The organism is Dolichospermum flos-aquae CCAP 1403/13F (assembly GCF_012516395.1).
GTDB classification, from domain to species: Bacteria; Cyanobacteriota; Cyanobacteriia; order Cyanobacteriales; family Nostocaceae; genus Dolichospermum; species Dolichospermum lemmermannii.
Genome location: NZ_CP051206.1, coordinates 1,140,616 through 1,167,486 on the forward strand (window position 1 = coordinate 1,140,616; position 26,871 = coordinate 1,167,486).

Consider the following 26,871-nt stretch of genomic DNA (forward strand, 5'->3'; position numbering starts at 1 on the left):
TCAAGGCAAAAACAACCAAAATTATCTTATTTTGTCTCTGATATTGCATAAGCATTGCGAAAATAAAAACATTAATCTATCATCACTTATTAATGTGTGGTGTGCAAGCAAAGATGATCAAGTTAATCACAAGAATATTACTGGTATCTGTAGTTTATTTAACTTATGCCTTATTTAGTCATACTATAGCTAATGCCGAAAACGTTGATTCATCAGAGATAGAACAAGTTACATCAGTTTCTCAATTAAGAGATGTAGAACCCACAGATTGGGCATTTCAGGCTTTACAATCTCTAGTTGAACGATATGCTTGCATTGCTGGATATCCCAATGGAACTTTCCGAGGAAATCGAGCTTTAACGCGCTATGAATTTGCTGCTGGTTTAAATGCTTGTTTGGATAGAGTTAATGAATTAATAGCCACAAGCACAAGTAACGCAGTCACAAAAGAAGATTTTAGTAAATTACAAAAATTAGGAGAAGAATTTGCTGCTGAATTAGCCACACTCCGGGGAAAAGTAGATACTTTAGAGGCAAAAACCACAGAACTAGAAGCAAATCAATTTTCTACCACTACCAAACTATTTGGACAAGCAATTTTTGGTATTCAAGGACGGAGTGAAAATAGTGCAGATTTGTCACCAAAAGATGGGATTAAAGAAACAATAGATAACGGGACAAAAATTAACGTTATTAGTAATGTTCAACTCACACTACTTACCCAATTTAAAAACCGCAGCTTTTTAGTAACAGGATTACAAGCTGGTAATGGGGGTACAGCTAGTTTCAATGCCCCCCGAATCACCAACGATACCCGATTAGCTTATGAAGGTAATACAGATAATAGCTTAGTTTTAACTGACCTCAATTATCGGTTTTTAGTAGGTGATAAAGTAGCAGTAATCGTTGGTCCAGCAGGGGTTAATCCTATCAACACTTTTCGGGGAGCGAACCGCATAGAAAGTGCAGGTAAAGGTCCCATTTCTACCTTTGCTCAACGTAACCCAATTTTAGCAATTGGTAATGGTACAGGTGGTTTGGGCTTGGATTGGCAAATGAATAAACGAATTAGTTTACAAGCAGTTTATACAGCCAGTAAACCCGCCGATAGTAGCCAAAATGCCGGATTATTTAATGGAGGAAATGCCACCGGAGTGCAATTAAATCTTGCTCCTACTAATAATATTGATGTAGCACTAAATTATATTAATTCCTACTCGACTACAGGATTTTTAGGAACTGGAATTGGTGATGATTTATTGGCTTATACACCTACTTCTACTAGTCCCCTGACAACTGATGCTTTTGGTGCTACTGCATCTTGGCAGGTTAATCCTAAGTTGACAATTGGTGGTTGGGGTGGTTTTACGACTTCTCGTATACCTGGACAATCAGGGAGTGTAAAAACTAATAATTGGATGGCTTTTCTCAACCTTCCCGATTTATTGGGACAAGGAAATTTGGGGGGGATTTATGTAGGACAACCTCCGAAAATTGTTAGTAGTGATTTACCAACAGGTAATAATCTTCCAGGTATTCTTAAAGATTCTCTTGGTAGTGCGGGAGGACAACCAGGAACTACTACTCATGTAGAAGCTTTTTATCGTTATCGAATGTCAAATAATATTAATATTACTCCTGGTGTAATCTTGATATTTGAGCCAAGACATAGCCCGAATAGCGACATGATTACCATTGGTGTTCTCCGAACAACTTTTAGTTTCTAAAGATATATTCTTACCAATTAAAATACAAATTTTTCTATAATAGGATTTGCAAAAAAATGTGGACTAAATCTATTAGTAATATTTTAAAAATGGGAATATTTAGTAGTTGTTTTTTAGCTGCTAATTTACCTGTTCAAGGGCAAATTATGATTCAAGGTGGTAATCTATCTGGAAATCTGAATTATAACTATGACAATCCCATAGTACCTGTTTTTAATGGATTAACTGGGTTAGATGTTAACTCATTTAATTTAGAAACTGACATTGGTAGAATATCTAATTTTCAAGGGACTGGACAATTAAAAGAAGTTAGTAATTTAGCAGGTATTCTCCAAAATGGTCAACCGACAATTGGGACTTTATCTGGTTTAATAACTGGGAGATCACAAACTGCTAATGGTAATTCTCTACTTTTTAATAATACTCCTATAACTATCAATGGTGTTGTCTCTTCTCTTCAGAAAATTAATAACTTTACCCAAGCCGGGAATATCGCCATTACTGGTGGCAAGATTGATACTAATTTACTCACAAATCTAACTCAACCTGGAGCATTTAATTTTGGGACAAATTTAACAAACCTTGGTGTATTATCAAATTTAGGGAGAACAGCCACAGAGCAGTTTAACTTACCTCAATTAGGCTTGAATCCCCAAGTTATTCAATCATTAACTAATAATCCCAACTATGGGAGAGTTGGTTCTCCTGGGTTGATAACAACTCCTGGACTACCTTCGAGAATTTACCCCGGTTTAACAGCACCCAGAAAATAAATCAACTATAATTCGATAAACTTACAGTATTTTATTGTACAACAGTATAACTGAGTTTATTAATTACAGAAAATGCCGCAAGATTTAACTTTAATCCATAGCTTACTTCTGTTCAGCACCGCATTTATTGCCGGTGGACTCAATGCTGTAGCGGGTGGTGGCAGTTTTATTACCTTTCCTACCCTGATATTTACAGGTATCGCCCCAATTAACGCTAATGCTACAAATAATACTGCACTGTGGATAGCAGCTATAGCTAGTGCAAGGGCATATCGTCAAGATTTAAACATCGAAAAACGACAATTATTATTACTAGCTGGTACCAGTTTAGTGGGTGGTGTCATTGGTTCAGTGGCTTTATTATATACATCACCAGATGTATTTAAAAAGATGTTGCCCTATTTGTTACTATCAGCAACATTGATATTTACATTTAGTGAATCTCTAAAAAGCTGGCTGCAACTTCAGAGTAAAAATGATGTTTCTGCACCTCCACCTTTATTTATTCTCCTAGTTTCTCAATTGGCAATCTCTATATATGGTGGGTTTTTCGGTGCGGGTATAGGCATTTTAATGTTAGCAACTTTAACCTTTTTAGGGATGAAAAATATTCACTCTATTAATGCTTTTAAAACTTTATTGGGTAGTTGCATTAATGGTGTGGCAATTATTCCTTTTATGTTCGCTAATTTGATTGCTTGGCATCAAGTTATGATCATGGCGGTTGGTGGTTCTCTAGGTGGTTATTTATGCGCTCATTTTGCCCGCAGACTAGAACCCAGCTTGGTGCGAAAATTCGTGATTGTGGTAGCTTTTGGGATGACTACTTACTTTTTTATTCATGGCTAAGTAGGTAAATACAATTATACTCAAAACGGCTTATCTGTTGCCTTCCATAACCGTCAGGGAATAAATTCCCTGTCTCATAGCTCAAGTCCGTTAAAACGGACTAATATATTTTCCTAGTGTCTAGTATAAATACTCAATGGACGGGCTAGAAGCCCACCCCACAATAATTGTATGACTGGTAGTCTCTCCAAATATTAATTAAATATAAAACTATTAATTTTGTGACTTTGATTACAGTTTTTTCTATTTGGTAACGCTTGAATGGGAAAATAACTTATTTGTCCACAAGAATAAACAGGACTATCTCAAGGATTACACCATAGGGATCACGGCTAATCTAAGGAAAGTTACATCTAAAGTAAATTTATATATCTCAGGTATGATGATAATAATTATCAGGTTTGAGATAATGACCGAAGATATCAAATTTTTCACATTCACAACAATTAAACAATTTTTGTCACTTTTTCTAAAAAATTATTAAATCCAGGGGTTTTAAAATGCAAGTATCACAAAAGATTCATTGCCCAAATTGCGGTAGTGCTGCTGAACGTCACTATATTTCTGATAGTCAAATTACGCGGACACAATGCCCTAGTTGCGATTACCTAATGATAACTTGCACCCGCACCGGTAAAGTAATTGAGGCTTATGCACCAGGAATTTATGCTAGGAAATAATTGACAATTATAATTACCTTTTTGTTGTTCTTAATTGTCCACAAGCAGCATCAGCTTCTAAACCGCGAGAATAACGGACACTAACCGCAGTATTTTGTTGTTGAAGAACATTAACAAAGGCTTCGATTCGGTCGCGGGTTGGTCTTTTATAATCTACTTCTTGAATGGGATTATAGGGAATTAAGTTAACGTGACTTTGAAAACCCCGCAGACGTTTTGATAGTTCTAAAGCGTGTTCGGGTAAATCGTTAACTCCAGCGAGAAGAACATATTCAAAACTAACTCTGCGTCCAGTTATTTCTACATATTCTCGACATTCTGCCAGTAAGTCTTCTATGGGGTAGGGTTTGGCGCTGGGAATGAGTTGTTCTCGTAATGCTTGGTTGGGTGCGTGGAGACTGACAGCGAGGGTAATTTGTAGTTGGTGTTGGGCGACTTCAAGAATGCGATCGCGGATACCTACAGTAGACAGTGTAATAAATCGCGCACCAATTCCCATGTCTTGATTAATGGATTTAATCGCTAAAAGCACATTTTCCGTATTCAACAATGGTTCACCCATGCCCATGAATACCACATTACTCACCCGTTTTTGAAAATCCTCTTGGACAGTCAGGACTTGATCAACAATTTCCGCACGGGTAAGATTACGCTTATAGCCACCTTTCCCAGTCGCACAAAAATTACAAGCCATTGGACAGCCGACTTGAGTAGAAACGCAGACTGTTAAGCGTTTATCGCTGGGAATACCCACTGTTTCCACAATTTCCCCGTCAGTCAATTTGAGGAGATATTTGACGGTATCATCGGGGGCAACGGAGCGGTAATGTAGAGAAGAACGACCTATGGGAACATCTGCAACTTGCAAACGCCAATTTTTTGGAAATACAGAAATATCAGCGAGCGATCGCACACTCTTATTATAGATCCAATCATGCAATTGCTTACCCCGATAACTCGGTTGTCCCTGCTGCTGTACCCAAGCAGTTAACTCCGTCACGGAAGCACCAAGGAGAGGGGGAAGAAGTTCAGATTTAGTCGAGTTAGGAGAATCTAGCTGAGATACAAACGGCGTAGCAGACATAAAAAATCACAATTTGATGCTAATTTTCTATTGTACTATATTGTTTTTGTTTCGCGCAAAGGGGCAAAGGAGCAAAGGCGCAAAGGAAGAAATTATTCATCCGTCTTCATCTGCGTTTATCTGCGTTTATCTGCGGTCTATTATTCTATAAATCTTCATGGAGAGACTTCCAAAGTAATAATAGTAACCTCTGGTGGACAAAATAACCGTCCGGGGAAATAAGTTCCTAGACCTCGATTTACATATAATTGATTATTTCCCACTTTATGTAAACCCTGTGACCATTGCCAATGGCGTAATATAGAATGGGTTTTCCGTAAAAATGGTAATTTACGCCGAATTTTTTTGGGGATTTTTTTGACTATTTTTGCATAGTAAATCATTGCAAGTCCGAGTCCAGGAATTACGATTTGTCCACCGTGACTATGACCAGATAATTGTAAATCTACCCGCCATTTTTTGAGAATTTCGGCTGTATCTGGGTGATGAGATAAGACAATCCGAGGTGTAGTAGAATCAAGTTGATTCATAATTGCTTCTGGATTAAATTCTTTGGCATAAAAATCCGCTAATCCCACTAGAGGTAATTTTTCTCCAACTGGGTAAGCAATTTGATTCCAAAGTACATTAATCCCCACATTTGTTAAAGCATTTGTAATTTCTGATTTTGAACTGGGATAACAAATATCATGATTGCCAAGGATAGCATAGACACCATAGCGACTTTCTAGATTTTTTAATCTTAGTGCTAGTTGATGAATTGGTTTAGCAATTGTGTTAACATAGTCGCCAGTTAAAATAACTAAATCTGGTTTTGTGGCATTACTAACTGCAATTGCTTCTGTTAACATTTTTTCTGATAATAGACCATTATCATAGTGAAAATCTGACATTTGTACCAACTTTAATCCTGCTAATGATAGAGGTAAGTTGGGGATTTTCACTGTCAATTTTTCTGTGGACAAAGCTCCAGTTAATAATTTGTGCATAATAGAATAAAACTATGTTTATAAATCAAGACAACATTTCTGAAATTTTGTTGGGTTGCTGTCGCTTAACCCAACCTACAATTATCAAAATATAATCGGATTTCTTTTGACATTAACAAAATATTTTGATATTAGCTGTAGCAAAAGAGTAATATATTTGAATACTCAGATACCCGACTTCTTAAATAAGTCGGGTATCTATTATCTATCATTCTATGATGATCTACTTATAGCTATTAGGAAACTAATCTATCTTGTAGTTTTGCCACCATTTCCGCACGAGTAGAAACCTCTAATTTACGGAACATCCTTTTTAAAGCTTGCTTGACAGAATTTTGAGTAATCCATAATTTAACGGCAATTTCCCCATTAGTTAAACCTTGAGCCACTAATTTGGCAATTTCTAATTCTCGCGCTGTGAGAGGACAATTACCAGCAGATGCAAAGGTTTTTGGTGTTGCTTGGAGTGTGGCCATTTTCGCTGATAAATGTAAACAAACTGCACTTAAATCAGCTAAATCATTACTATCAAAAGGCTGACTTCCGGGGTCACGAGCAAAGTTTAAAGTCCCCACTAATTGACCATTACAAACTATCGGACCAGTCATTACGTGTTCGTGACGAGTGCAATAGTTTTTCCAGTCTTCTGGGGATAAAATTAATTGTTCATGGGTGGGGGCGTGACGTTCGACAACATAACGCCCAATGGGGTTAGCTTCTAAGCAGACAGCGGGAATTTCAATTTGAGTATCTAATTGGTCACCTAGGAGATCCATACCCCAATGTTGTACTGCAAAATGGTCGCCAATGGTATCCATGAGAGCTAGTTTTAATTCTTGCTCATTTTGGACATTAGCGATCGCTTGAAAAATGGCGTGGAGAGTTTTAGCCATAAGTGTACCCATTTGGGGTCTATGCGAACCTCGATAATTACCTCTATGCTAATACCAGCAACGATAAAAAGCTATTTTAACTTGTAACCAGAGGACAAGCACGATGACAGTTACTCAAATCTCAGCCCAAGAACTTTTTCAGGCTGCCTATCAAAACCGTTATACTTGGGATGAAAATTTCCCTGGCTATACCGCAGATATTACTTATAAGTATGATGACCAAGTGATCAAAGGTCAAGTGGTGATTGATGCCAATATGAAGGCAGAAGTTCTGAATGTGGAAGACGAATCTGCTAAAAAAGCCATTCACGGACAAGCTTGGGAAATCGCCGTTCACCGTGTCCGTCGCGCTTTTGAACAAACCCACGGCGCAAATACTTTTAGACCCGGTGAAACTGACGCAACCGGCGCAGTCGAAATTTTTGTTGGTGGAAAGTCAGAAGGAGATAAGTACAAAGTGCGTAACAATGAAGTTTGCCACGTTCACCGTTTAATTCACGGTACTTTTGTGACTATTGACACTTTCAGCAGTCACGACACTGGAGAAGGATATCTTTCTCACACATACAATTCTGTTTATCATGACCCCGAAACCAGCGCTCAAAAGGGCGGTAAAAGCGATTTTACTGATGAATATGAGAAGGTAGGAAATTACTACATTCTTAACCGTCGGGAAATCCGCACGGAAATCGCAGAACGCATTTCTATTCAAGATTTCATCTTTTCTAACATTGAGTTGTTAGGTTAAGTAGAACGGCTTGAATAATTTAAAGTTCGTAGTGAGGAATTTATGCCCCATTTGCGGGCTGAAGCCCTCACTACGAAATCATCTCCAGATTTTTTTCCTTTCTTTGTGAGAAATCCCATGTAAGTCCTGTGTTTAAGCTTATTGTTGGCAGTTTTGCCAAAAATTATCTTTAGCTAAGGTATTGTCATATATTAGATTGTCTATTATTATATTTTTGGTTGTGCTTCTAGCCTGCCGTAGTCAGCAATAATTCTTGGTATTTTCATACGACGAAAAGTGCCAAATCAATGCTATTTTCAAAATTGTCAATGTTTTTACTGAGGGAAGTTCAGCTTTAACAATTTAAAGATGTATTAATCCTTATTAGTACCAACGCCGTAAGAGACTTCCAAGCTAATAGGTAAGTGTCTTGGGAATCAGGACTCCTGTCCTTGGGGGGAATGTCTAACTCTCAGGCCAACAGAACTACTAAGACAAGAGAGGCTATTCCCGATGAATTGGGAAGCCCTGTCCGTAAGACTGACAGGGTAGTTCACATAACAAATACGGAAAAATGGGGTCTTTAAGTAAGCCATCTTATCGGATTGTCGCCATACCGGGGGAAGGAATTGGTCCAGAAGTTGTAGAAGCTTCCTTGCAAATTCTTCAACACGTCGCTAAAATTGAAGGATTTACCTTGCGGGTAGACTATGGTTGGCTTGGTGCAACTGCCTTCTTGCAAATGGGTAGTTATTTCCCTCAAGCCACTGTCCAACTGTGCGATGGAGCTAATGGGATTGTATTTGGTGCGGTTAGCCAAGGGGGACTCCTAGAACTGCGAAAGCACTATGACTTTTTTTGCAATCTGCGTCCAATTCGGATTGTTGATAGTTTAGTGCATAAATCTAGCCTTCGGCCAGAAAAGGTTCAAGGACTCGATATACTAATCATTCGAGAATTAGTTAGTGGGATTTATTTTGGACCGGCTGGACGTTCTTCAGATGAAAAGGGAGCTTATGGCTACCATACCATGCTCTACTACGATGAAGAGATTCGACGGATCGCTCGTATAGCTTTACAAAAAGCCCAAGAGCGAAGAGGATTACTCACCATAGCCCACAAAGAAAATGCCTTGCCTCATTTGGGTTGGACTCGTCTGGTGCAAGAAGAAGCAATCAAGTTTCCAGGTGTTGTTGTTGAACCAATGCTGGTGGACAACTTAGCCATGCAAATGGTTCTTAATCCCCAGAGATTTGATACAGTTTTGGCGGGCAATATGTTTGGAGATATTCTGAGCGATATTGGCGGAGCTTTAGTTGGATCTCTCGGCTTATTAGGGTCAGCCAGTCTGAATGCTGATGGATTTGGACTATACGAACCAATTCACGGTACAGCCCCAGATATTGCAGGTAAAGGAATTGCTAATCCTCTAGGAACTCTTGGAGCTTGTGTTTTAATGCTTCAGCAATGGGGGGAAGTGGGTGCTGCCCAACGAATTATAGCAGCGCAAGAGCAAGTGTTATCTGAAGGATATCGGACAGCCGATTTGTTTCCCCAAGGATCTGAAATATTGATCAATACTGAAAAATTAATTGACCTTTTATTAGAAAAACTTTCCAGCTAACAACATTCTCAATTCCGGGGGCTTTATGAGTAGTATCAAACAGATTTTATACTTAGGTGATGATATCAATACTGATGATATTATGCCTGCCAATCGAGCGACAAATGATGACCCTGATAATTTGAAACACTATGCTTTAGAACATCTCATTGGAGTAGGGGAGTTACTAAAATACGATGTGATTGAAGCCGGAGAAAATTTCGGCTGTGGTTCTAGTCGAGAAATTGCCCCCATTGCCATCAAAGCTGCCGGAATAGAACTGATTCGGGCGAAATCGTTCGCAGAAATTTTTTATCGCAATAGCATTAATATTGGACTTCCCCTGGAAATTTTAGGAGAAAAACCAGAGAATCCGGTAGTTGATGCGATCGCCGCAGCCGGTGGATTGATACCTTTTAATCAAAAGCGTCGTCAGGGAAAAATTACCATTCCTGCCAGCGTGACTTCCCCTCGACCCATGACTTTAGTGGAAAAACTTTTAGCCAAATCCTCTGGTAATACCTACGTCACTCCAGGAGAAGTGGTTTTTGCTCAAGTTGATTTAGCCCTATCCCACGATGCTGTGGCCAGCCCTGTCGCTAAAATATTTTATAAACACTATGGAGAAGATGCAAAGCTGTGGGATACTCAACGGGTAGTTTTAGTCGCAGATCACTTCATCCAAGTCAATGACATCCGTGTTGATCACAAAGCTGAACTCATGTATCAACAGATGGTTCAGTTTGCCAAAGACCAAGAATGTCACTTATTTGATGTAGTTTCCCCAGGGGAAGCCGCAGGTATCTGTCACGTTTTACTTCCAGAAAAAGGATTTGTCCGACCAGGGATGATCATTGCCGGCACAGATTCCCATACCTGCACCTATGGAGCATTAGGAGCTTTTTCCACAGGAGTGGGAACTACGGATATGGCGAATATCTATGCTATGGGGGATATGTGGATTCGTGTTCCCTCAACATTAGTATTTGATTTATCGGGAACTCTACCGCACCATATTAGTGCCAAAGATATTATCTTGTTTATCTTAGGTCAAATTGGTTGTGCTGGTGCTACTGGTAAGGTAATGGAATTTAGAGGATCAATACTCGCACAACTACCTTTTGATGAACGATTGACTCTAGCTAATATGGCTATTGAGTGTGGTGCAGTCTGTGGGTTAATTGTTCCTGATGAAACAACCCGAAATTATGTGAAAAGTCGTTCTACACAAGAGTTTGTAGAAATGATTGCCGATCCTGATGCTGAATACGAAAAAGTATATCAATTTGACCTCAGTAATTTAGAACCACAAGTTGCCCGTCCTCCAAAACCAGATCAGGTAATACCTATTAGCCAGTTAGAGGAGACTCCAATTACCAAAGCTTTTATTGGCTCTTGTACGGGGGGCAAGCTTTATGATTTAGCCCAGACTGCTGAAGTTTTACAAGGTCGTCAACTGGCAGATGGCGTGAGCTTGTTTGTGGTCCCTGCTTCCGTAGAGATTCGTGAACAGGCTGAAGCCTTGGGCTATTTGGAGATTTTTGCACAAGCAGGCGCACAGATTCTCAAGTCAGGTTGTGGAGCTTGTATTAATTCTGGAATGGGGGTGTTAGGTAAAGAAGAAACGGGGGTTTATGCAACCAATCGCAAAATGTATTCATGAGTTATTTAAAGCCCAGGTTGCTCGAACTCCGCAAGCAATAGCTGTCGTGTTTAGGGATAAGCAACTGACATACCAGGAATTAGATTTGCAAACAGACCTCCTGGCTAATTATTTGCAAAAACTAGGGGTAGGAACTGGGGTACTTGTAGGAATTTGTCTAGACCGCTCCCTAGAGATGATAGTGGGTTTATTAGGAATTCTCAAAGCTGGGGGAGCGTATCTGCCGCTAGATCCTAATTATCCAGCAGAAAGATTGAACTACATGATACAAGATGCTCAAATCTCTGTGTTGGTAACGCAAGAAAAATGGTCTACTTTAATATCTGATTATTCAGGGACAATTATTTGTTTAGATAGTCAACATGATGCAATTTTTGATCATAGTGATAGCGAAGCGCGACCTAGGAATCGTCATCTTGTGAATACAGTTAAACCTGATCATTTGGCTTATGTCATCTACACATCAGGGTCAACGGGAAAACCCAAAGGGGTAATGATTGAACACCAGTCATTGGTGAATTTTACCCAGATGGCGATAGCTCAATACAACATATCCACGGGCGATAGAATTCTCCAATTTAGCTCGATCAGTTTTGATGTTGCCGCTGAAGAAATCTATCCTGGTTTAAGTTGTGGTGCAACTTTAGTTCTACGAACTGAGGAAATGATAAGTTCCGTCTCCTCGTTTGTACAGCAATCTCAAGATTGGCAAATAACTGTCTGGGATTTACCGACAGCTTACTGGCACTTAATAGTAAATGAATTAGCTATGAATCCCATAGCATTACCTGAATCATTACGCTTAGTAATTATTGGCGGCGAACGGGTATTACCAGAACGAGTTAAAACGTGGCTCAAGGATATTGGACATTTCCCTCAGTTAATTAATTGCTACGGTCCCACTGAAACTACCGTTGCCGCTTCAATTTGCTGTTTATCCAGTTTGAGCGCCACCCAACTAGAAAGAACAGAAATACCTATTGGTAAACCAATGGGGGATAATATCGAAATTTATATCTTAGATCAAAACCTGGAATCAGTTCCGACTGAAACCATAGGAGAAATATACATTGGTGGTGCTGGACTTGCAAAGGGCTATTTGCACCGACCAGAACTGACCGCAGAAAAGTTTATTAAAAATCCCCTTGACAATTCAAAATTATATAAAACTGGTGATTTAGGACGGTATTTACCAGATGGCAACATAGAATTTTTAGGACGAATTGACAATCAAATAAAATTTAACGGCTTCCGCATTGAACTAGAAGAAATTGAATCCCTCCTCAATCAACATCCCCAAGTTTTTCAAAGCATAGTTATTCTGCGGGAAGATGTTCCTGGAAACAAACGTTTGGTTGCTTATATTGTCCCATCCTCAACAGAGGAAATTAACTGTACAACGCTGCCCAGCTTCCTGAAAAACCAGCTACCCAGCTACATGATCCCAAGTGTCTTTGTTTCCCTAGACGCTTTACCTCTGACTCCCAATGGGAAAATTGATCGTCAAGCACTTCCCATACCTGATATTCAAGAAACCTTTGTAGCACCGCGCAATTCACAGGAAGAAACTCTTGCCCAAATCTGGGGTAAGGTTTTTGGTGTAGACCAGATTGGTATTGATGATAATTTTTTCCAATTAGGCGGTCATTCGCTAATTGCCACACAAATTGTGTCTCGAATTCGGGATGTTTTCCAAATTGAATTATCCTTTGGACAACTTTTTGCAAACCCGACGATTAACGATTTAATTAAGGTAATTATCCAGCAGCAGCAACTACAACAACCATTACCCCTAGCCAAAATTACGCCGATTTCCAGAGAGGGTTATTTACCTGTTTCTTTTGCCCAAGAGATCTACCCTTTGATAAAGTCGTAGAAATTCTCAAACCAGAAAGAAATCTCAGCTACAATCCTCTATTTCAAGTAATGTTCAGCTTCCATGATGCTCTTTTACCTGATTTGAATCTACCTGGATTGAGCATTAAACAGCATGAGACACTCAACAATAAATCAGCCAAATTCGATCTTGATGTTGTTGTGATGCCTCGTTCTGAACAACGGGTAGGGCGCAATTCTCAAGAAGAAGCCAAAGGAATAGAAACAGAGGGCATAACTCTTGTTTGGGAATATAATAGTGACCTGTTTGATGTCACCACCATTGAACGGATGACGGGTGAATATCAAACGTTAGTAGCAGAGATTGTGGCTAACCCTGATCAACAAATTTCCCAATATCCCCTCCTCACAAAAGAGCAGCAGCATCAATTATTAATTAACTGGAACGAGACGAAAACAGCTTATCCTCAAGGGAAATGTATTCATCAATTAGTGGAAGAACAGGTAGACAAAAATCCTGATGCAGTAGCACTGATATTTGATCATCAAAAACTTACCTATGGAGAATTAAATACACAAGCTAATCAACTGGCGCACTACCTGAAAAACTTAGGAGTAAAACCCGATACATTAGTTGGTATCTGCATTGAACGTTCCTTTGAGATGATCGTGGGACTTTTGGCAATCCTCAAAGCAGGGGGTGCTTATGTATCTTTAGATCCTGCCTATCCCGCCGAACGATTGAGCGATATAGTTAATGATGCTCAACTACCAATTCTGGTAACAATGCAGCAATGGGCAACCATAGCCGCCGATCATAATCTGTCAATAGTTTGTTTAGATACCGAAAAAACTGTAATTGCTACCCAAAGTCAAGAGAACCCTGACCAGGCAGTAACAGCCACCAACTTAGCTTATGTCATCTATACATCAGGTTCCACAGGCAAACCCAAAGGAGTGCTGATTGAACATAATTCCTTAGTTAATTTTACTCAAACTGCGATCGCCGCATATCAAATCATCCCCACCGATAGGGTTCTCCAATTTGCCTCCATTAGTTTTGATACCGCCGCCGAAGAAATCTATCCCTGTTTAGGCAGTGGTGCTACCTTAGTGCTGCGGACAGAAGAAATGTTACAGTCTGTGTCTGCATTTGTGCAGCAGTCCCAAAATTGGGGACTAACAGTATGGGATTTACCAACAGCCTACTGGCATTTGCTAGTAAATGAATTAGCCAATGGCAATTTATCCTTACCAGAAACATTACGACTAGTAATAATTGGTGGAGAAAGAGCGCTACCAGAAAAAGTAGCAACATGGCACAAATGGGTAGGTAATTATCCAAAATTAGTTAATAGCTATGGTCCAACGGAAACCACTGTAATTGCCACTTTGAGTCAATTATCAGACAATACTCTCCATCGTCAGGAAATCCCCATTGGTAAACCTATTAGCAATGTACAAGTATATGTCTTAGATAAATACTTGCAACCCGTTCCCATCGGAGTACCAGGAGAACTCCATATTGGCGGAGCAGGTGTGGCACGGGGTTATTTTCACCTGCCAGAATTGACCGCAGAAAAATTTATTAAAAATCCTTTTGTCAACAAAGAAGAAAGTAGATTATACAAAACCGGGGATTTAGTTCGTTATCAACCTGATGGCAACCTAGAATACCTGGGACGGATAGATTCTCAAGTAAAAATTCGTGGTTTTAGGATTGAACTTGGTGAGATTGAAACAATATTAAATCAACATTCCCAGGTGAATCAAGCCGTCGTCATTGCCCGTGAAGACATTCCTGGCAATAAGCGTCTTGTCGCCTACATCATTGGTAATCAAGCACAAGTCCAATTGGAGCAAATCCGCCAATTTCTCCAACAGAAGTTGCCTCCATACATGATTCCTGCTACCTTTGTGCCATTAGATCAACTACCAATGACTCCTAACGGCAAGGTAGACCATCGTGCTTTACCAATCCCAGATACTACTGACACCAATTTAGCGGCAGGATTTGTTGCGCCTCAGACTCCCATAGAAGAAAAGTTAGTCGCAATTTGGGCTGAAGTTTTAAGACAACCGAATATCAGCATTCACGACAATTTCTTTGAATTGGGTGGTGATTCAATCATCAGTATTCAGATGATTTCTAGAGCAAACCAAGCCGGATTACAACTGACTCCCAAACAACTGTTTCAGTATCAAACTATTGCCGAGTTAGCCAATGTTGTCGGCACAAATCGGCAAATTAAAGCCAATCAGGGATTAGTTACAGGTTCAATACCGCTAATGCCTATTCAACATTGGTTTTTCGAGCAAAATTTCCCCGATGCTCATTACTTTAATCAATCAGCCTTGTTAGAGATTCCATCAATAACACAGCCAGACTTATTAAAACAAGCAGTGCAAAAATTATTATCGCATCACGATATTTTGCGTTCATGCTTTGTTCTTGAAAGCCACCCCCCGCAACATATTAATGCTACAACCCAAGAAACAGTTCCTTTTATGCTTGTGGATTTGTCGGCATTGTCTTTAGAGGAACAACAAACTGTAATTAAAACCAAAGAGTCCGAACTTCAAGCCAGCTTGAATTTGTCATCAGGGGAAATTGTTAGATTCGCGCTGTTTAACCGAGGAATTAATCGGCCAAATCAATTACTAATTGTTATTCATCATCTAGTAGTAGATGGCATTTCATGGCGAATTTTACTGGAAGATTTAGCAACGGCTTATCAGCAACTTAGTAGTGGCGAAACTATCAAATTACCAGCCAAAACAACTTCTTTTCAAGAGTGGGCAAATCAGTTACAAGCATATAGCCAATCAGAAAACCTGTCCACAGAAATTGATTATTGGTTATCCCAGTTTGCGGGGAATATTACTTCATTACCCATAGATTATCCTGACGAAAAAACAGAAAATACACTAGCTGTAACTAATTCTCTGACTCTCTGTTTAAATGAGGAGGAAACCCGCGCCTTATTGCAGGATGTTCCCGCTGCCTATAATACACAAATTAATGATATTTTGTTGACTGCATTGGCACAAAGCTTTCATGAATGGACAGGAGCAAATTCATTAATTGTTGATTTAGAGGGACATGGACGAGAAGACTTATTTGAAGATATAGATTTATCCCGGACTGTCGGTTGGTTTACTACTTTGTTTCCTGTACAATTCAACCTTGGGTTGGGGAATCAGTTAGAAGAAACTTTGAAATTAGTGAAAGAACAACTGCGTCGCCTACCTAAACATGGTATTGGCTATGGTATCTTGCGATATTTACATCCAAGTTCCATAATTCAAAATAAATTCCAAACTTTACCTCAAGCAGAAATCAGTTTTAATTATTTAGGTCAATTTGATCAAGTTCTGTCTGCTTCTGCCATGTTGGGAGCAGTTAAAGAATGGAAATCAGAACAAAGTCAGCGGGGGTATTGCAGCCATCTCTTGGCAATAAGTGGATTGATTCACTCAGGAAAGTTAGAAATGGAGTTTGCTTATAGCGAGAAAATTCACAAGCGAGCGAGTATTGAAAAGTTTGGGCTGGGATTTATGGAAGTATTAAGAACCCTGATTCTTCACTGCAAATCTAAGGAGTCATCCACCTATACCCCTTCTGATTTTGCTGCTGCTAAAATCAATCAACAACAGCTTGATAAATTAATAGAAAAAATTAATAGAAAAAACCCCAAGAGTTAGATGAATTAATAGTTTAACTAAAACCTACAATCCTGCTGTGAGATGCTTGATTTCCAAGATTAATTATTGACAACCATTTAATTAAATTTATGCAAGAAATAGTGATTGATTCTAATGATGACGTTGATGATTATTCTGCCTTAACTGAGCAGGAGCGACATAAAATATTGGTAGAATGGAATGATACCAGGGCAGATTATCCTCGACATTTGTGTGTACATGAATTATTTGCAGCACAAGTGGCAAAAACTCCAGACAATATTGCTGTCATTTTTGAGGGGCAGAAACTTACTTATCAAGAGTTGAATCACCGAGCTAACCAAGTGGCTCATTATTTGCAATCTTTGGGTGTTGAGCCAGAAGTGCTGGTAGGGATTTGTGTGGAGCGTTCCCTAGAAATGATCATCGGAATGTTGGGCATCCTTAAGGCGGGTGGTGCTTATTTACCACTAGATCCAACCTATCCGAAAGAGCGTTTATCGTTCATGCTTTCAGATTCACAAGTACAAGTGCTGTTAACACAACAAAAGTTTGTAGAAAGCTTTGCTGACAGTGGTGCAAAAACAGTTTGTTTAGATCAAGATTGGGAATTAATTACTCGCCAAAATCAAGAAAATCCTACTAGCGATGTCACGGCAGAAAATCTAGCCTATGTGATTTATACATCTGGTTCTACAGGCACACCAAAGGGTGTAATGATTCAGCATCGAGGGGTATGTAATCTTGCTCAAGCACAAGTAAAACTGTTTGGCGTAAACCAAAATAGCCGTGTTCTCCAGTTTGCTTCTTTCAGTTTTGATGCTTCAGTTTCGGAAATTGTGATGGCCTTGTGTTCTGGAGCTAGTCTTTATCTGGGAAATCAAGATTCTTTGCGTCCAGGTATAGACTTAATCCGATTTTTGCGTCAACAATCAATCACTCACGCCACACTACCACCCACAGCACTAGCAGCTTTGCCCAAAGAGGAATTGCCAAACTTGCAAACTCTCATCGTTGCTGGAGAAGCTTGTAATCCAAAATTGATCGCTCAATGGTCAAAAGAGCGGCGTTTCTTTAATGCTTATGGACCAACGGAATCAACTGTTTGTGCCACAGTTGCAGAATGTACTTTTGGGGAAACTCAACCAACCATTGGCCGGGCGATCGCTAATATACAAATTTATATTCTTGATCACAATCTTCAACCCGTTCCTATTGGCGTTCCGGGTGAATTATATATTGGTGGTGATGGGTTAGCTAGAGGCTACCTGAACCGTCCAGAATTAACTAAGGAAAAATTTATTTCCAATCCATTTAAGAAGACAGAAGGGAGTAGATTATATAAAACTGGTGATTTAGCTCGTTATTTACCAGATGGCAACATTGAGTTTCTGGGGCGAGTGGATAATCAAGTCAAGATTCGCGGCTTCCGCATAGAATTGGATGAAATCGAGAAGTTGTTAATTCAACACCCAGATGTTAAGCAAGCGGCGGTAATTGCTCGTGAAGACATTCCTGGAGATAAACGGCTGCTTGCTTATGTGGTTCTGAATCAAAAGCCGGAAGCAATTGTTACTACCCTCAAAAACTTACTTCAAGAAAATCTACCTCAATACATGATTCCAGGGGTATTTGTCGTTTTAGATTCTTTACCCCTCACCCCCAATGGCAAAGTAGATCGTCAGAATCTTCCAGTGTGCGATCGCACACGCCCCGATTTAGAAGAAAGCTTTGTTGCACCTCGTAACCCAATTGAAGAAAAATTAGCGGCTATTTGGGCTGATTTACTAGGTTATGAGCAAATAGGAGTTAATGACAACTTTTTTAATCTCGGTGGACATTCCCTGATAGTGGCTCAAATCCTTTCCCGTGTACGCGACAGTTTTCAAGTTGAGTTATCGTTTGCAAACATCTTTGCTAATCCTACCGTAGCGGGTTTAGCTAGTGTCATTCAACAGCATGAACTCCTAGAACAAAAACTACAAAGTCCTGCTATACAAAGGATTTCACGGGCTGGAATGTTACCTGTTTCCTTTGCTCAAGAGCGCGTGTACTTCATCCAGGAAGTAGCACCCGAAAATACAGCATACCAAGCTCAAGCAACTCTCAGATTTCAGGGACACCTCGATGTCATAGTCCTCAAAAAATGTCTCAGTGAGATTGTGCAAAGACATGAAATCTTCCGCACAACTTTTCCAGCAGTCAATGGACGGTTATTTCAGGTCATCCACTCATCCTTACCAATTGAATTAAACGTCGTAGACATCGAGAAATTTACGGGGTCAGAGCAAGAAGCAGAAATTCAACGTCTATTTGATGCAGAGGTAAAGAAGCCCTTTTACTTGGATAAATTGCCTTTAGTCAGATGGTTATTGTTAAAGTTGAATGACCAAGACCATCTTTTAGTCCACATTGAACATCACATGGTTCATGATGGCTGGTCTTTCAATAACGTCTTTTTGAAAGAGTTTTTAGCACTTTATCAAGCCTTCTGTGAGGGTCATCCCTCCCCACTGCCAGAATTACCAATCCAGTTTGTAGACTTTGCGAGTTGGCAGAGAGAATGGGTGCAAAGCCAGGAAGCCCAAGCCCAATTAGCCTACTGGCAGCAGCAGTTATCCGGCAGTCCGCCCCTCTTGGAATTACCATATGACCGCCCACGACCAGCAGAACAAACTTACAACGGCGCTCAAGTCAGGTTAGAGTTGCCCATTACTTTGTGCGAATCCTTGAGAGTTCTGAGCCGTCAAGAGGGAATTACCTTATTTATGACGACCTTGGCGGCATTTTTAGTAATTGTCCGCCGATACACTGGACAGGACGATCTTTGTCTAGGTACGGCTGTTGCCAATCGGCGGATGCGCGAGACAGAACAATTAATTGGCATGATCGTCAATAACCTGGTTTTACGCACCGATTTATCCGGTAATCCCACGTTTCGGGAGTTGCTGGGTCGAGTCCGCAAAGTGAGTCTGGAAGCCTTTGCTAACGAAGATTTACCCTTTGATAAGGTCGTGGAGGTGATCAAGCCAATACGGAACTTAAGTTATAATCCTCTGTTTCAAGTGATGTTTAGCTTCCATGATTCTCCCCGTCCAGACTTAACTTTACCAGGCTTGAACATCACAACGAATGTAGCCCTCAGCAACAAATCAACAAAGTTTGATCTTGATGTTGTGTTGATTCCGCATTCCCAGCTAAATGGCAAAGATAAGGGAATTACTCTTATTTGGGAATACAACGCTGACTTATTCGACGCTGCCACAATCCAGCAGATGGTAGACCAGTATCAAGTTTTACTAAAAGGGATTGTTGATAACCCAGAGCAGCGAGTTTCTGAATTACCGATCCTAAACCAGCCTCAGCAGGAATTATTGATGGAGTGGAATCAGACTCATAGAGAATATACTCAAAAAAATTGTATCCATAATTTGTTTGAGTCTCAGGTAGAGTTAACACCCGATGCTGTAGCTGTAGAACAGGATGGTCAAAAATTAACTTATCGTCAATTGAGCGATCGCGCCAACCAATTAGCCCACTATCTGCAAAGTTTGGGAGTTAAACCAGAAACCCTAGTGGGAATCTGCATTGAACGCTCCTTAGATATGATTATCGGCTTACTTGGGGTGATTAAAGCAGGTGGCGCTTATGTTCCTATTGACCCATCCTACCCCCAAGAGCGAATAGCTGAAATTCTCGCAGATACGCAACTAGGAATTTTGCTAACCCAAGATAAATTCCCAAATCAACGGCTAGATTACACAGGAAAAACAATTTGTTTAGATACAGATTGGTCAATCATTTCTCAACACAGCACAGCTAACCCGCACAGTGATGTCAAACTTCATCACCTATCCTATATTATTTATACTTCTGGTTCTACGGGTAAACCCAAGGGGGTAATGATTGAACATCGGTCATTAATGAATTTTGTAATCACTGCCATTGATAAATATGGAATCAATGCCGGCGATAGGATTTTACAATTTGCGTCTGTTTGCTTTGATACTTCCATTGAGGAAATCTTTCCCTGTCTGTCCGTTGGTGCAACCTTAGTGTTACGCACGGAAGAAATGCTCCACTCCAGTGATGAATTTTGGCGGTATTGCCAAAAATGGCAATTGACTGTTTTGGATCTGCCCACAGCATACTGGCATCAGTTAGTAGCAGAACTTAACCCTGAAGATGCCCCCATTCCTGAAGGTTTGAGAACTGTAATTATTGGTGGTGAAGAAGTCCAACTAGAAAAGGTGCAACATTGGCATAATTGTGTAGCTGATCTTTCCCCAGCCCCCCAATTGTTTAATAGTTACGGACCAACAGAAGCAACGGTTGTCACCACCTTAGAACTTTTAACCCCAGTTGCACCTGTTAGCATTGGCCGACCCATTAGTAATGCTCAGGTTTATATTTTAGATCAATATCTGCAACCTGTACCCATAGGAGTTCCTGGAGAAATGCACATTGGGGGAGCAGGACTAGCTAGAGGCTATTGGCAACGTCCAGAATTAACCAATGCCAAATTTATCCCCAATCCCTTTGAGGAGCTAGGGAATAGTAAACTGTACAAAACTGGGGATTTAGCAAGATTCCGCGCCAATGGCAGTCTAGAATATCTGGGACGAGTTGACAATCAAGTGAAGATTCGCGGTTTCCGGATTGAGTTGGGAGAAATCGAAACGGTATTGAGACAACACCCACAAGTGTTACAATCCGTGGCTATCGCCCATGAAGACGTTCCCGGACAAAAGCGACTCGTTGCTTATATTGTTCCCCAGCATCAGCAACCAACAATTGATGAATTGCGCCATTTCCTCAAGGAAAAACTCCCAAATTACATGATTCCAGCGGCGTTTATGCTGCTGAAAACTCTCCCCATAACTGCCAACGGCAAAGTAGATTATCGCGCTCTCCCAACCCCCGATTTTTCTCATCATGTCGAAGATAAATTTATTGCTCCTCGTACAGTTATAGAAGAGAAATTAGTGGCGATTTGGTCGGAAGTTCTCAGAATAGGAAAAGTTGGCATCCACGATAACTTTTTTGAACTGGGTGGAGACTCGATTCTCAGCATTCAGTTAATTTCCAAAGCTAATCAAGCAGGTATTCAAATTGCTGCTAAACAGCTATTTAAGTATCAAACCATTGCCGAATTAGCGGCTGTAGCGGGTATCACTCGCCAAATCAATGCTGAACAAGGTTTAGTAACTGGTGCTGTAAGGTTGACACCTATTCAAAATTGGTTTTTCGAGCAGAAATTACCCAGACCTAATTATTTTAACCAGTCAACACTGTTAGAAGTGCCATCAGACTTGCAACCTGAGTTATTGCAGTCAGCATTACAACAACTGTTAGGACATCACGATGCTTTACGGCTGCGGTTTGTACAGGAAGGAGAAAACTGGCAACAAATTAACACCGCGACACGGGAATCTGTGCCATTGAGTATCTTTGATTTGTCCCACCTATCACCACAAGAACAGCAAACAGCAATAAAAGCGACTGATGCTGAACTTCAGGCTAGTCTGGATTTATCTACGGGGGTAATAGCACAAGTCGCTTTATTTCAATTAGGCAATGATAAACCGAGTTATTTACTCTTCATTATCCATCATTTAGCTGTTGATGCTGTCTCATGGCGGATTTTGCTAGAAGATTTGGCGACTGCTTACCAACAAATTAGCCGCAATGAAGTTATCAAATTACCACCTAAGACAACTTCCTGGCAATATTGGAGCGATCGCCTCACAGAATATGCCCAAATCGAGGCTATCAAAGAGTTGGATTACTGGCTAAATCAATCTAGCATTCCAGTCACAGCTTTACCAGTAGACTATCCTTCAGATCAAGAAAATAACACTGTAGCCTCAACCGCGTCTGTGTCACTGGCTTTAAATGAAGAACAAACCCGCGCCCTCTTACAAGATGTACCCTCTGCCTACAATACTCAAATCAATGATGTCCTGTTGACTGCCCTAGTGCAAAGTTTTGCCCAATGGACAGGAGAAAGTTCTTTACTAATTGATTTGGAAGGACATGGCAGGGAAGACTTATTTGAGGATGTAGATTTATCGCGCACTGTCGGTTGGTTTACGACATTATTCCCCGTGAGGTTACAACTACAAGAAATTGACCATCCAGGAAACGCTTTAAAGTTTGTTAAAGAACAACTGCGGCAGATTCCCAACCGAGGAATTGGTTATGGTGTATTGCGATATTTGCAGGAAAACAGCACAATCCGCGAAAAATTACAGTCACTACCATCAGCACAAATCAGTTTTAACTACCTTGGTCAATTCGATCAAGTGCTGAAAGCCTCTGAATCCTTGGGTTTGGCTAAAGAATTTAAAGCTGAACAAAGCTTACTCAATCAACGTAGTCATTTATTAGGAATCAGTGGTTTTATTCGTGGAGGAAAACTGGAAATGACTTGGGCTTATAGTCAGAAAATTCACAAGCAAGACACCATTAAAAAGTTAGCTTTAGGATTTATAGAAGCATTAAAAAATCTAATAAATCACTGTCAATTAACGGAGTCTCAAAGCTATACTCCCGCGGATTTTTCAGCAGCCAAACTCAATCAACAACAGCTAGATAAATTCCTATTCAAAATTAACAAAAACAAACCCAAGTAGCTATCATCAACTAATTCCCAATTCCCAATTCCCAATTCAGAGGTAATTTCATGCAAAATATCCAAGACCTTTATGAACTTTCGCCAATGCAACAAGGGATGTTGTTTCATACCCTTTATGCACCCGAATCAGAAGTTTATTTTGAGCAGTTGCTTTGTATCCTCTCTGGAGAATTGAACTTTCCCTCGTTCCAAAAAGCTTGGGAACAAGTTGTGGCGAGACACTCAGTATTACGCAGTTCTTTTTATTGGGAGGAGATAGAAAAGCCCTTGCAAATGGTAAGTAAGCAAGTGGATATCCCGTGGATGAAAATAGACTGGCGAAATTTCACAGCTGATGAACAACAAAATCACTTAGAGGATTTTTTGTTGAGCGATCGCCAAAAAGGATTTGATCTGAGTATTGCTCCCTTAATGCGCTTCACCCTCATCCAATTAACAGAGCAGACCTATCAACTTATTTGGAGTCATCATCATATCCTATTTGATGGCTGGTCAATGCAGATTATCCTCAAAGAAGTTTTAGCTTTCTATGAAGCACAGCAGCGAGGGGAACATTTACGCCTCCAACCTGTTCGTCCCTATCGAGAATATATTGATTGGTTACAACAACAGGATATTGATCAAGCCAAGAGATTTTGGCAAACAACCCTCCAGGGTTTTGAAACTCCGACCTTTTTGGGAAAAACCAAGGGAGAGGGAATATATCATGAACAGCATTTCCAATTATCGCCAACTGTTACTGAAAAATTACAAGGTATGGCCAGACAGCACCATTTAACCTTGAATAATTTGGTACAGGGAGCTTATGGGTTATTAATTTCCCGCTACAGTGGGGAAAGTGATGTCATCTTTGGTGCAACTGTATCCGGTCGTCCACCGACCCTGGAGCAAGTAGACTCAATGGTAGGACTATTAATTAACACTCTCCCCATCCGAGTCAAAGTTACCAACAAGACAGAATTATTACCCTGGCTCAAGCAATTACAAACCCAAGCACTAGAACAAGAACAGTATGCTTATTGTTCTCTCGCAGAAATTCAAAATCAGAGTGATATTTTCCCCGGATTGCCATTATTTGCAAGTCTTTTAGTCTTTGAAAATTATCCATTAGATTCTGCCCCACAAGAAACCAAAAAAACTTTAGAAATTAGTCATATTAGTTGTTTTGAACGCACAAATTATCCGCTGACGATAGTTATTAATCCTGGTTCGCAATTAGCTGGCAGAATTGTTTATGATACTAGCTGCTTCGACGACAAGAAAATTGCTCGCATGATTGGACATTTCCTGACATTGCTAACAGGAATGGCAGCTAATTTACAACAAAATATTTCTGACTTATCTCTAATGAGTGCAGCCGAAGCAGAAGAATTAATGCTGCTAGAAAATCAACAATTAACAAATGCTATTAATTACAAATGTGTTCATGTTTTATTTGAAGAACAGGTAGAAAAAAGCCCTGATGCAGTAGCAATTATATATGAACAACAACATTTAACTTATCGAGAATTAAATAACCGCGCCAATCAATTAGCCCATTATTTGCAATCACTGGGAGTTAAACCCGAAGTCCGAGTAGGAATTTGTGTTGAGCGTTCCCTAGAAATGGTCATCGGTATTCTGTCCATTCTCAAAGCTGGTGGGGCTTATTTTACCCTAGATCCAGCTTATCCTCCCGAAAGATTAGAGTTCATGGTAGCAGATGTACAAACACCGATCTTACTAACACAAACTCATTTACAAAATGGACTACCACTGAATAATCAAACTGTGGTGAATCTTGACACAGATTGGGGAATTATTGCCCAATACAAACAAGACAATTTAAACAGTGAAGTTAATCCAGAAAATTTAGCTTATATCATTTATACCTCCGGCTCGACAGGAACACCAAAAGGCACAGAAGTTCCTCATCGTAGCTTCATGGGTTTTATGTTTGAAGTTGATTACGTTCACCTTGATGCAGAAAAAATTTGGCTACAACATTCATCAATTTCTTGGGATGCACTCACGCTAGAACTTTGGCCATCATTACTTTACGGTGGACGTTGTGTGCTTTATCCAGAGAAAATTCCCACACCAGCAGGCTTAACCCGCATTATCCAAGAACAAGGAATTAATATCCTTTGGCTAACTTCCGCTTTCTTCAATCTGATGATTGATACAATGCCACAAGGGTTATCGGGAGTTAAACAACTACTCATTGGCGGAGAATCTATTTCTGTAGATCATGTTCGTCGCGCTTTAGAAATCTTGCCAGAAACGCAAATAATTAACGGTTATGGACCTTCAGAATGTACCGTATTTACCTGTTGTTATGCCATTCCCAAACAAATTACTGAAAATATCCATTCTATTCCTATTGGTAAACCCATTGGCGATCGCACAGTTTACATATTAGATGAAAATTTACATCGAGTGCCAATTGGTATCCCTGGTGAACTTTATGTGGGTGGTGCGAGTGTTGCGAGGGGTTACTTAAATCAGCCCGTATTAACCAGTGAAAAGTTTATTCCTAATCCCTTTATTCAAGGAGATACCCTTTACAAAACCGGAGATTTAGTCCGCCGTCTACCTAATGGAAATCTGGAATTTATCGGTCGAATTGATACCCAAGTAAAAATTCGCGGTTTTCGGATTGAATTGGCAGAAATTGAGGCAGTTTTGATGCAAAATCCTGACATCAAACAAGTTCTAGTGATTGCACGGGAAGATGAGCCAGGGAAGAAATTCCTAGTAGCCTATTTGGTTACGAAGGATAATTCACCTACTTCTAGCAGCCTCCGAACTTTCCTCAAGGAAAAGCTACCAGATTACATGATACCTACTGCTTTCGTAGTTCTGGCAGCATTTCCCCTCACTCCTAATGGTAAAGTCAACCGCCTTGGTTTGCCTATTCCCGAAGGTTTCCAAAGAAATGTAGAGGTTGATTTTGTGCTGCCTCGCACGGCTACAGAACAAGAATTAGCCACAATTTGGACTGAAGTTTTGAAATTAAAACAGGTGGGAATTTATGATAACTTTTTTGAGTTAGGAGGACATTCTTTACTCGCTACTCAAGTGATTTCTCGATTAAGAGAAGCCTTTTCTCTAGATTTTCCTTTACGTTATTTATTTGAGAATCCCACAATTGCTGAACTTGCCCACAAGGTTATGGAACAACAAATTGAACAAGCAGAAAATGATGCCCTAGCCCAGGTTTTAGGCGAAGTTGATGGGTTATCAGATGAAGAGGTAACACAAGCATTAATGTTTTGATAATTTATTTGATAATTTAATTTAGCAATTTGATAATACTAAATACCAAATCACCAAGAGCGAAAATATGTCGAATAGATTCAATACTATTCTTCTCTTCTTCTAATTCTTCCTCCTGACTTCTGACTCCTGACTCCTGACTCCTGACTCCTAGCCCTCACAGACAACTTTTTCAGCAAACCCTACTTACTTATATGAGCGATTTACTAAAACGGCTGGAAAATCTTTCACCAGAAAAGCGAGAATTAGTCTTACAAAAACTAAAAAAACAACAACAATCTCCACAGCTTACACCAGTATCAAGGGATCAATTTTTGCCTCTTTCTTTTGCTCAACAAAGACTGTCAGGGGAAACGCATCTAATTTTTTTTGACAAAATGTAACTTCTATGAATAGATAAAAAGGGCAGTATTACCATGTTAATATCAAGCCAATAAATGAGTATGAAGAAAATTTGATGGTAAATTC

12 protein-coding genes and 2 pseudogenes are annotated in these 26,871 nt (G+C 39.9%); 11 read left to right on the forward strand and 3 right to left on the reverse strand.

Annotation, left to right across the window (positions count from 1 at the left end; translation table 11 throughout):
- The first annotated feature begins 113 nt into the window (after nucleotides 1-113).
- The 4 genes from HGD76_RS05850 (at nucleotide 114) to HGD76_RS05865 (ending at nucleotide 4,029) form a co-directional block, all read left to right on the forward strand.
- On the forward strand, nucleotides 114-1,727 hold the full coding sequence (locus HGD76_RS05850) for an iron uptake porin (RefSeq protein ID WP_168695235.1): 1,614 nt from the start codon (nucleotides 114-116) through the stop codon (nucleotides 1,725-1,727).
- A 56-nt stretch (nucleotides 1,728-1,783) separates the two neighbouring features.
- Nucleotides 1,784-2,500: a hypothetical protein gene (locus HGD76_RS05855; RefSeq protein WP_168695236.1), complete on the forward strand. Its 717-nt coding sequence runs from the start codon at nucleotides 1,784-1,786 to the stop codon at nucleotides 2,498-2,500.
- 72 nt (nucleotides 2,501-2,572) lie between these two features.
- Nucleotides 2,573-3,349: a sulfite exporter TauE/SafE family protein gene (locus HGD76_RS05860; protein WP_148763034.1), complete on the forward strand. Its 777-nt coding sequence runs from the start codon at nucleotides 2,573-2,575 to the stop codon at nucleotides 3,347-3,349.
- Between the two features lie 500 nt (nucleotides 3,350-3,849).
- Entirely contained in the window at nucleotides 3,850-4,029 is a 180-nt protein-coding gene (locus HGD76_RS05865) for a hypothetical protein (protein ID WP_015078966.1), read from the forward strand.
- Between the two features lie 13 nt (nucleotides 4,030-4,042).
- On the opposite strand, the gene rlmN is transcribed toward HGD76_RS05865, so the two are convergent.
- The 3 genes from rlmN to HGD76_RS05880 form a co-directional block, all read right to left on the reverse strand.
- The gene (gene rlmN, locus HGD76_RS05870) at nucleotides 4,043-5,113 is read right to left on the reverse strand and encodes a dual-specificity RNA methyltransferase RlmN (protein WP_168695237.1); all 1,071 of its coding nucleotides are present in this window, start codon (nucleotides 5,111-5,113) and stop codon (nucleotides 4,043-4,045) included.
- A 155-nt stretch (nucleotides 5,114-5,268) separates the two neighbouring features.
- The gene (locus HGD76_RS05875; protein ID WP_168695238.1) at nucleotides 5,269-6,102 is read right to left on the reverse strand and encodes a metallophosphoesterase; all 834 of its coding nucleotides are present in this window, start codon (nucleotides 6,100-6,102) and stop codon (nucleotides 5,269-5,271) included.
- A gap of 236 nt (nucleotides 6,103-6,338) precedes the next feature.
- Nucleotides 6,339-6,995 (reverse strand): LuxR C-terminal-related transcriptional regulator, encoded by a 657-nt coding sequence (locus HGD76_RS05880; protein ID WP_015078969.1) that lies wholly within the window; start codon nucleotides 6,993-6,995, stop codon nucleotides 6,339-6,341.
- Nucleotides 6,996-7,098: 103 nt separating this feature from the next.
- Here HGD76_RS05880 and HGD76_RS05885 point away from each other — a divergent pair, with 103 nt between their 5' ends.
- The 7 genes and pseudogenes from HGD76_RS05885 to HGD76_RS05910 all read left to right on the forward strand — a co-directional run bounded on the left by HGD76_RS05885 (nucleotide 7,099) and on the right by HGD76_RS05910 (nucleotide 26,403).
- Nucleotides 7,099-7,743: a DUF3386 domain-containing protein gene (locus tag HGD76_RS05885; RefSeq protein WP_168695239.1), complete on the forward strand. Its 645-nt coding sequence runs from the start codon at nucleotides 7,099-7,101 to the stop codon at nucleotides 7,741-7,743.
- A 553-nt stretch (nucleotides 7,744-8,296) separates the two neighbouring features.
- On the forward strand, nucleotides 8,297-9,346 hold the full coding sequence (locus tag HGD76_RS05890; RefSeq protein ID WP_168695240.1) for an isocitrate/isopropylmalate dehydrogenase family protein: 1,050 nt from the start codon (nucleotides 8,297-8,299) through the stop codon (nucleotides 9,344-9,346).
- Between the two features lie 172 nt (nucleotides 9,347-9,518).
- Nucleotides 9,519-9,671 (forward strand): annotated as a pseudogene (locus HGD76_RS26210) (3-isopropylmalate dehydratase); the annotation flags it as partial.
- Nucleotides 9,672-9,803: 132 nt separating this feature from the next.
- Nucleotides 9,804-10,988, forward strand: coding sequence for a 3-isopropylmalate dehydratase large subunit (locus tag HGD76_RS05895; RefSeq protein WP_407644809.1), 1,185 nt, complete (start codon nucleotides 9,804-9,806; stop codon nucleotides 10,986-10,988).
- Nucleotides 10,981-16,529: pseudogene (locus HGD76_RS05900) on the forward strand (non-ribosomal peptide synthetase). The gene HGD76_RS05895 and the pseudogene HGD76_RS05900 overlap by 8 nt, the downstream one beginning before the upstream one ends.
- 89 nt (nucleotides 16,530-16,618) lie before the next feature.
- Entirely contained in the window at nucleotides 16,619-23,143 is a 6,525-nt protein-coding gene (locus tag HGD76_RS05905) for a non-ribosomal peptide synthetase (protein WP_168695241.1), read from the forward strand.
- A gap of 50 nt (nucleotides 23,144-23,193) precedes the next feature.
- The gene (locus tag HGD76_RS05910; protein ID WP_168695242.1) at nucleotides 23,194-26,403 is read left to right on the forward strand and encodes a non-ribosomal peptide synthetase; all 3,210 of its coding nucleotides are present in this window, start codon (nucleotides 23,194-23,196) and stop codon (nucleotides 26,401-26,403) included.
- Nucleotides 26,404-26,871 lie beyond the last annotated feature (468 nt).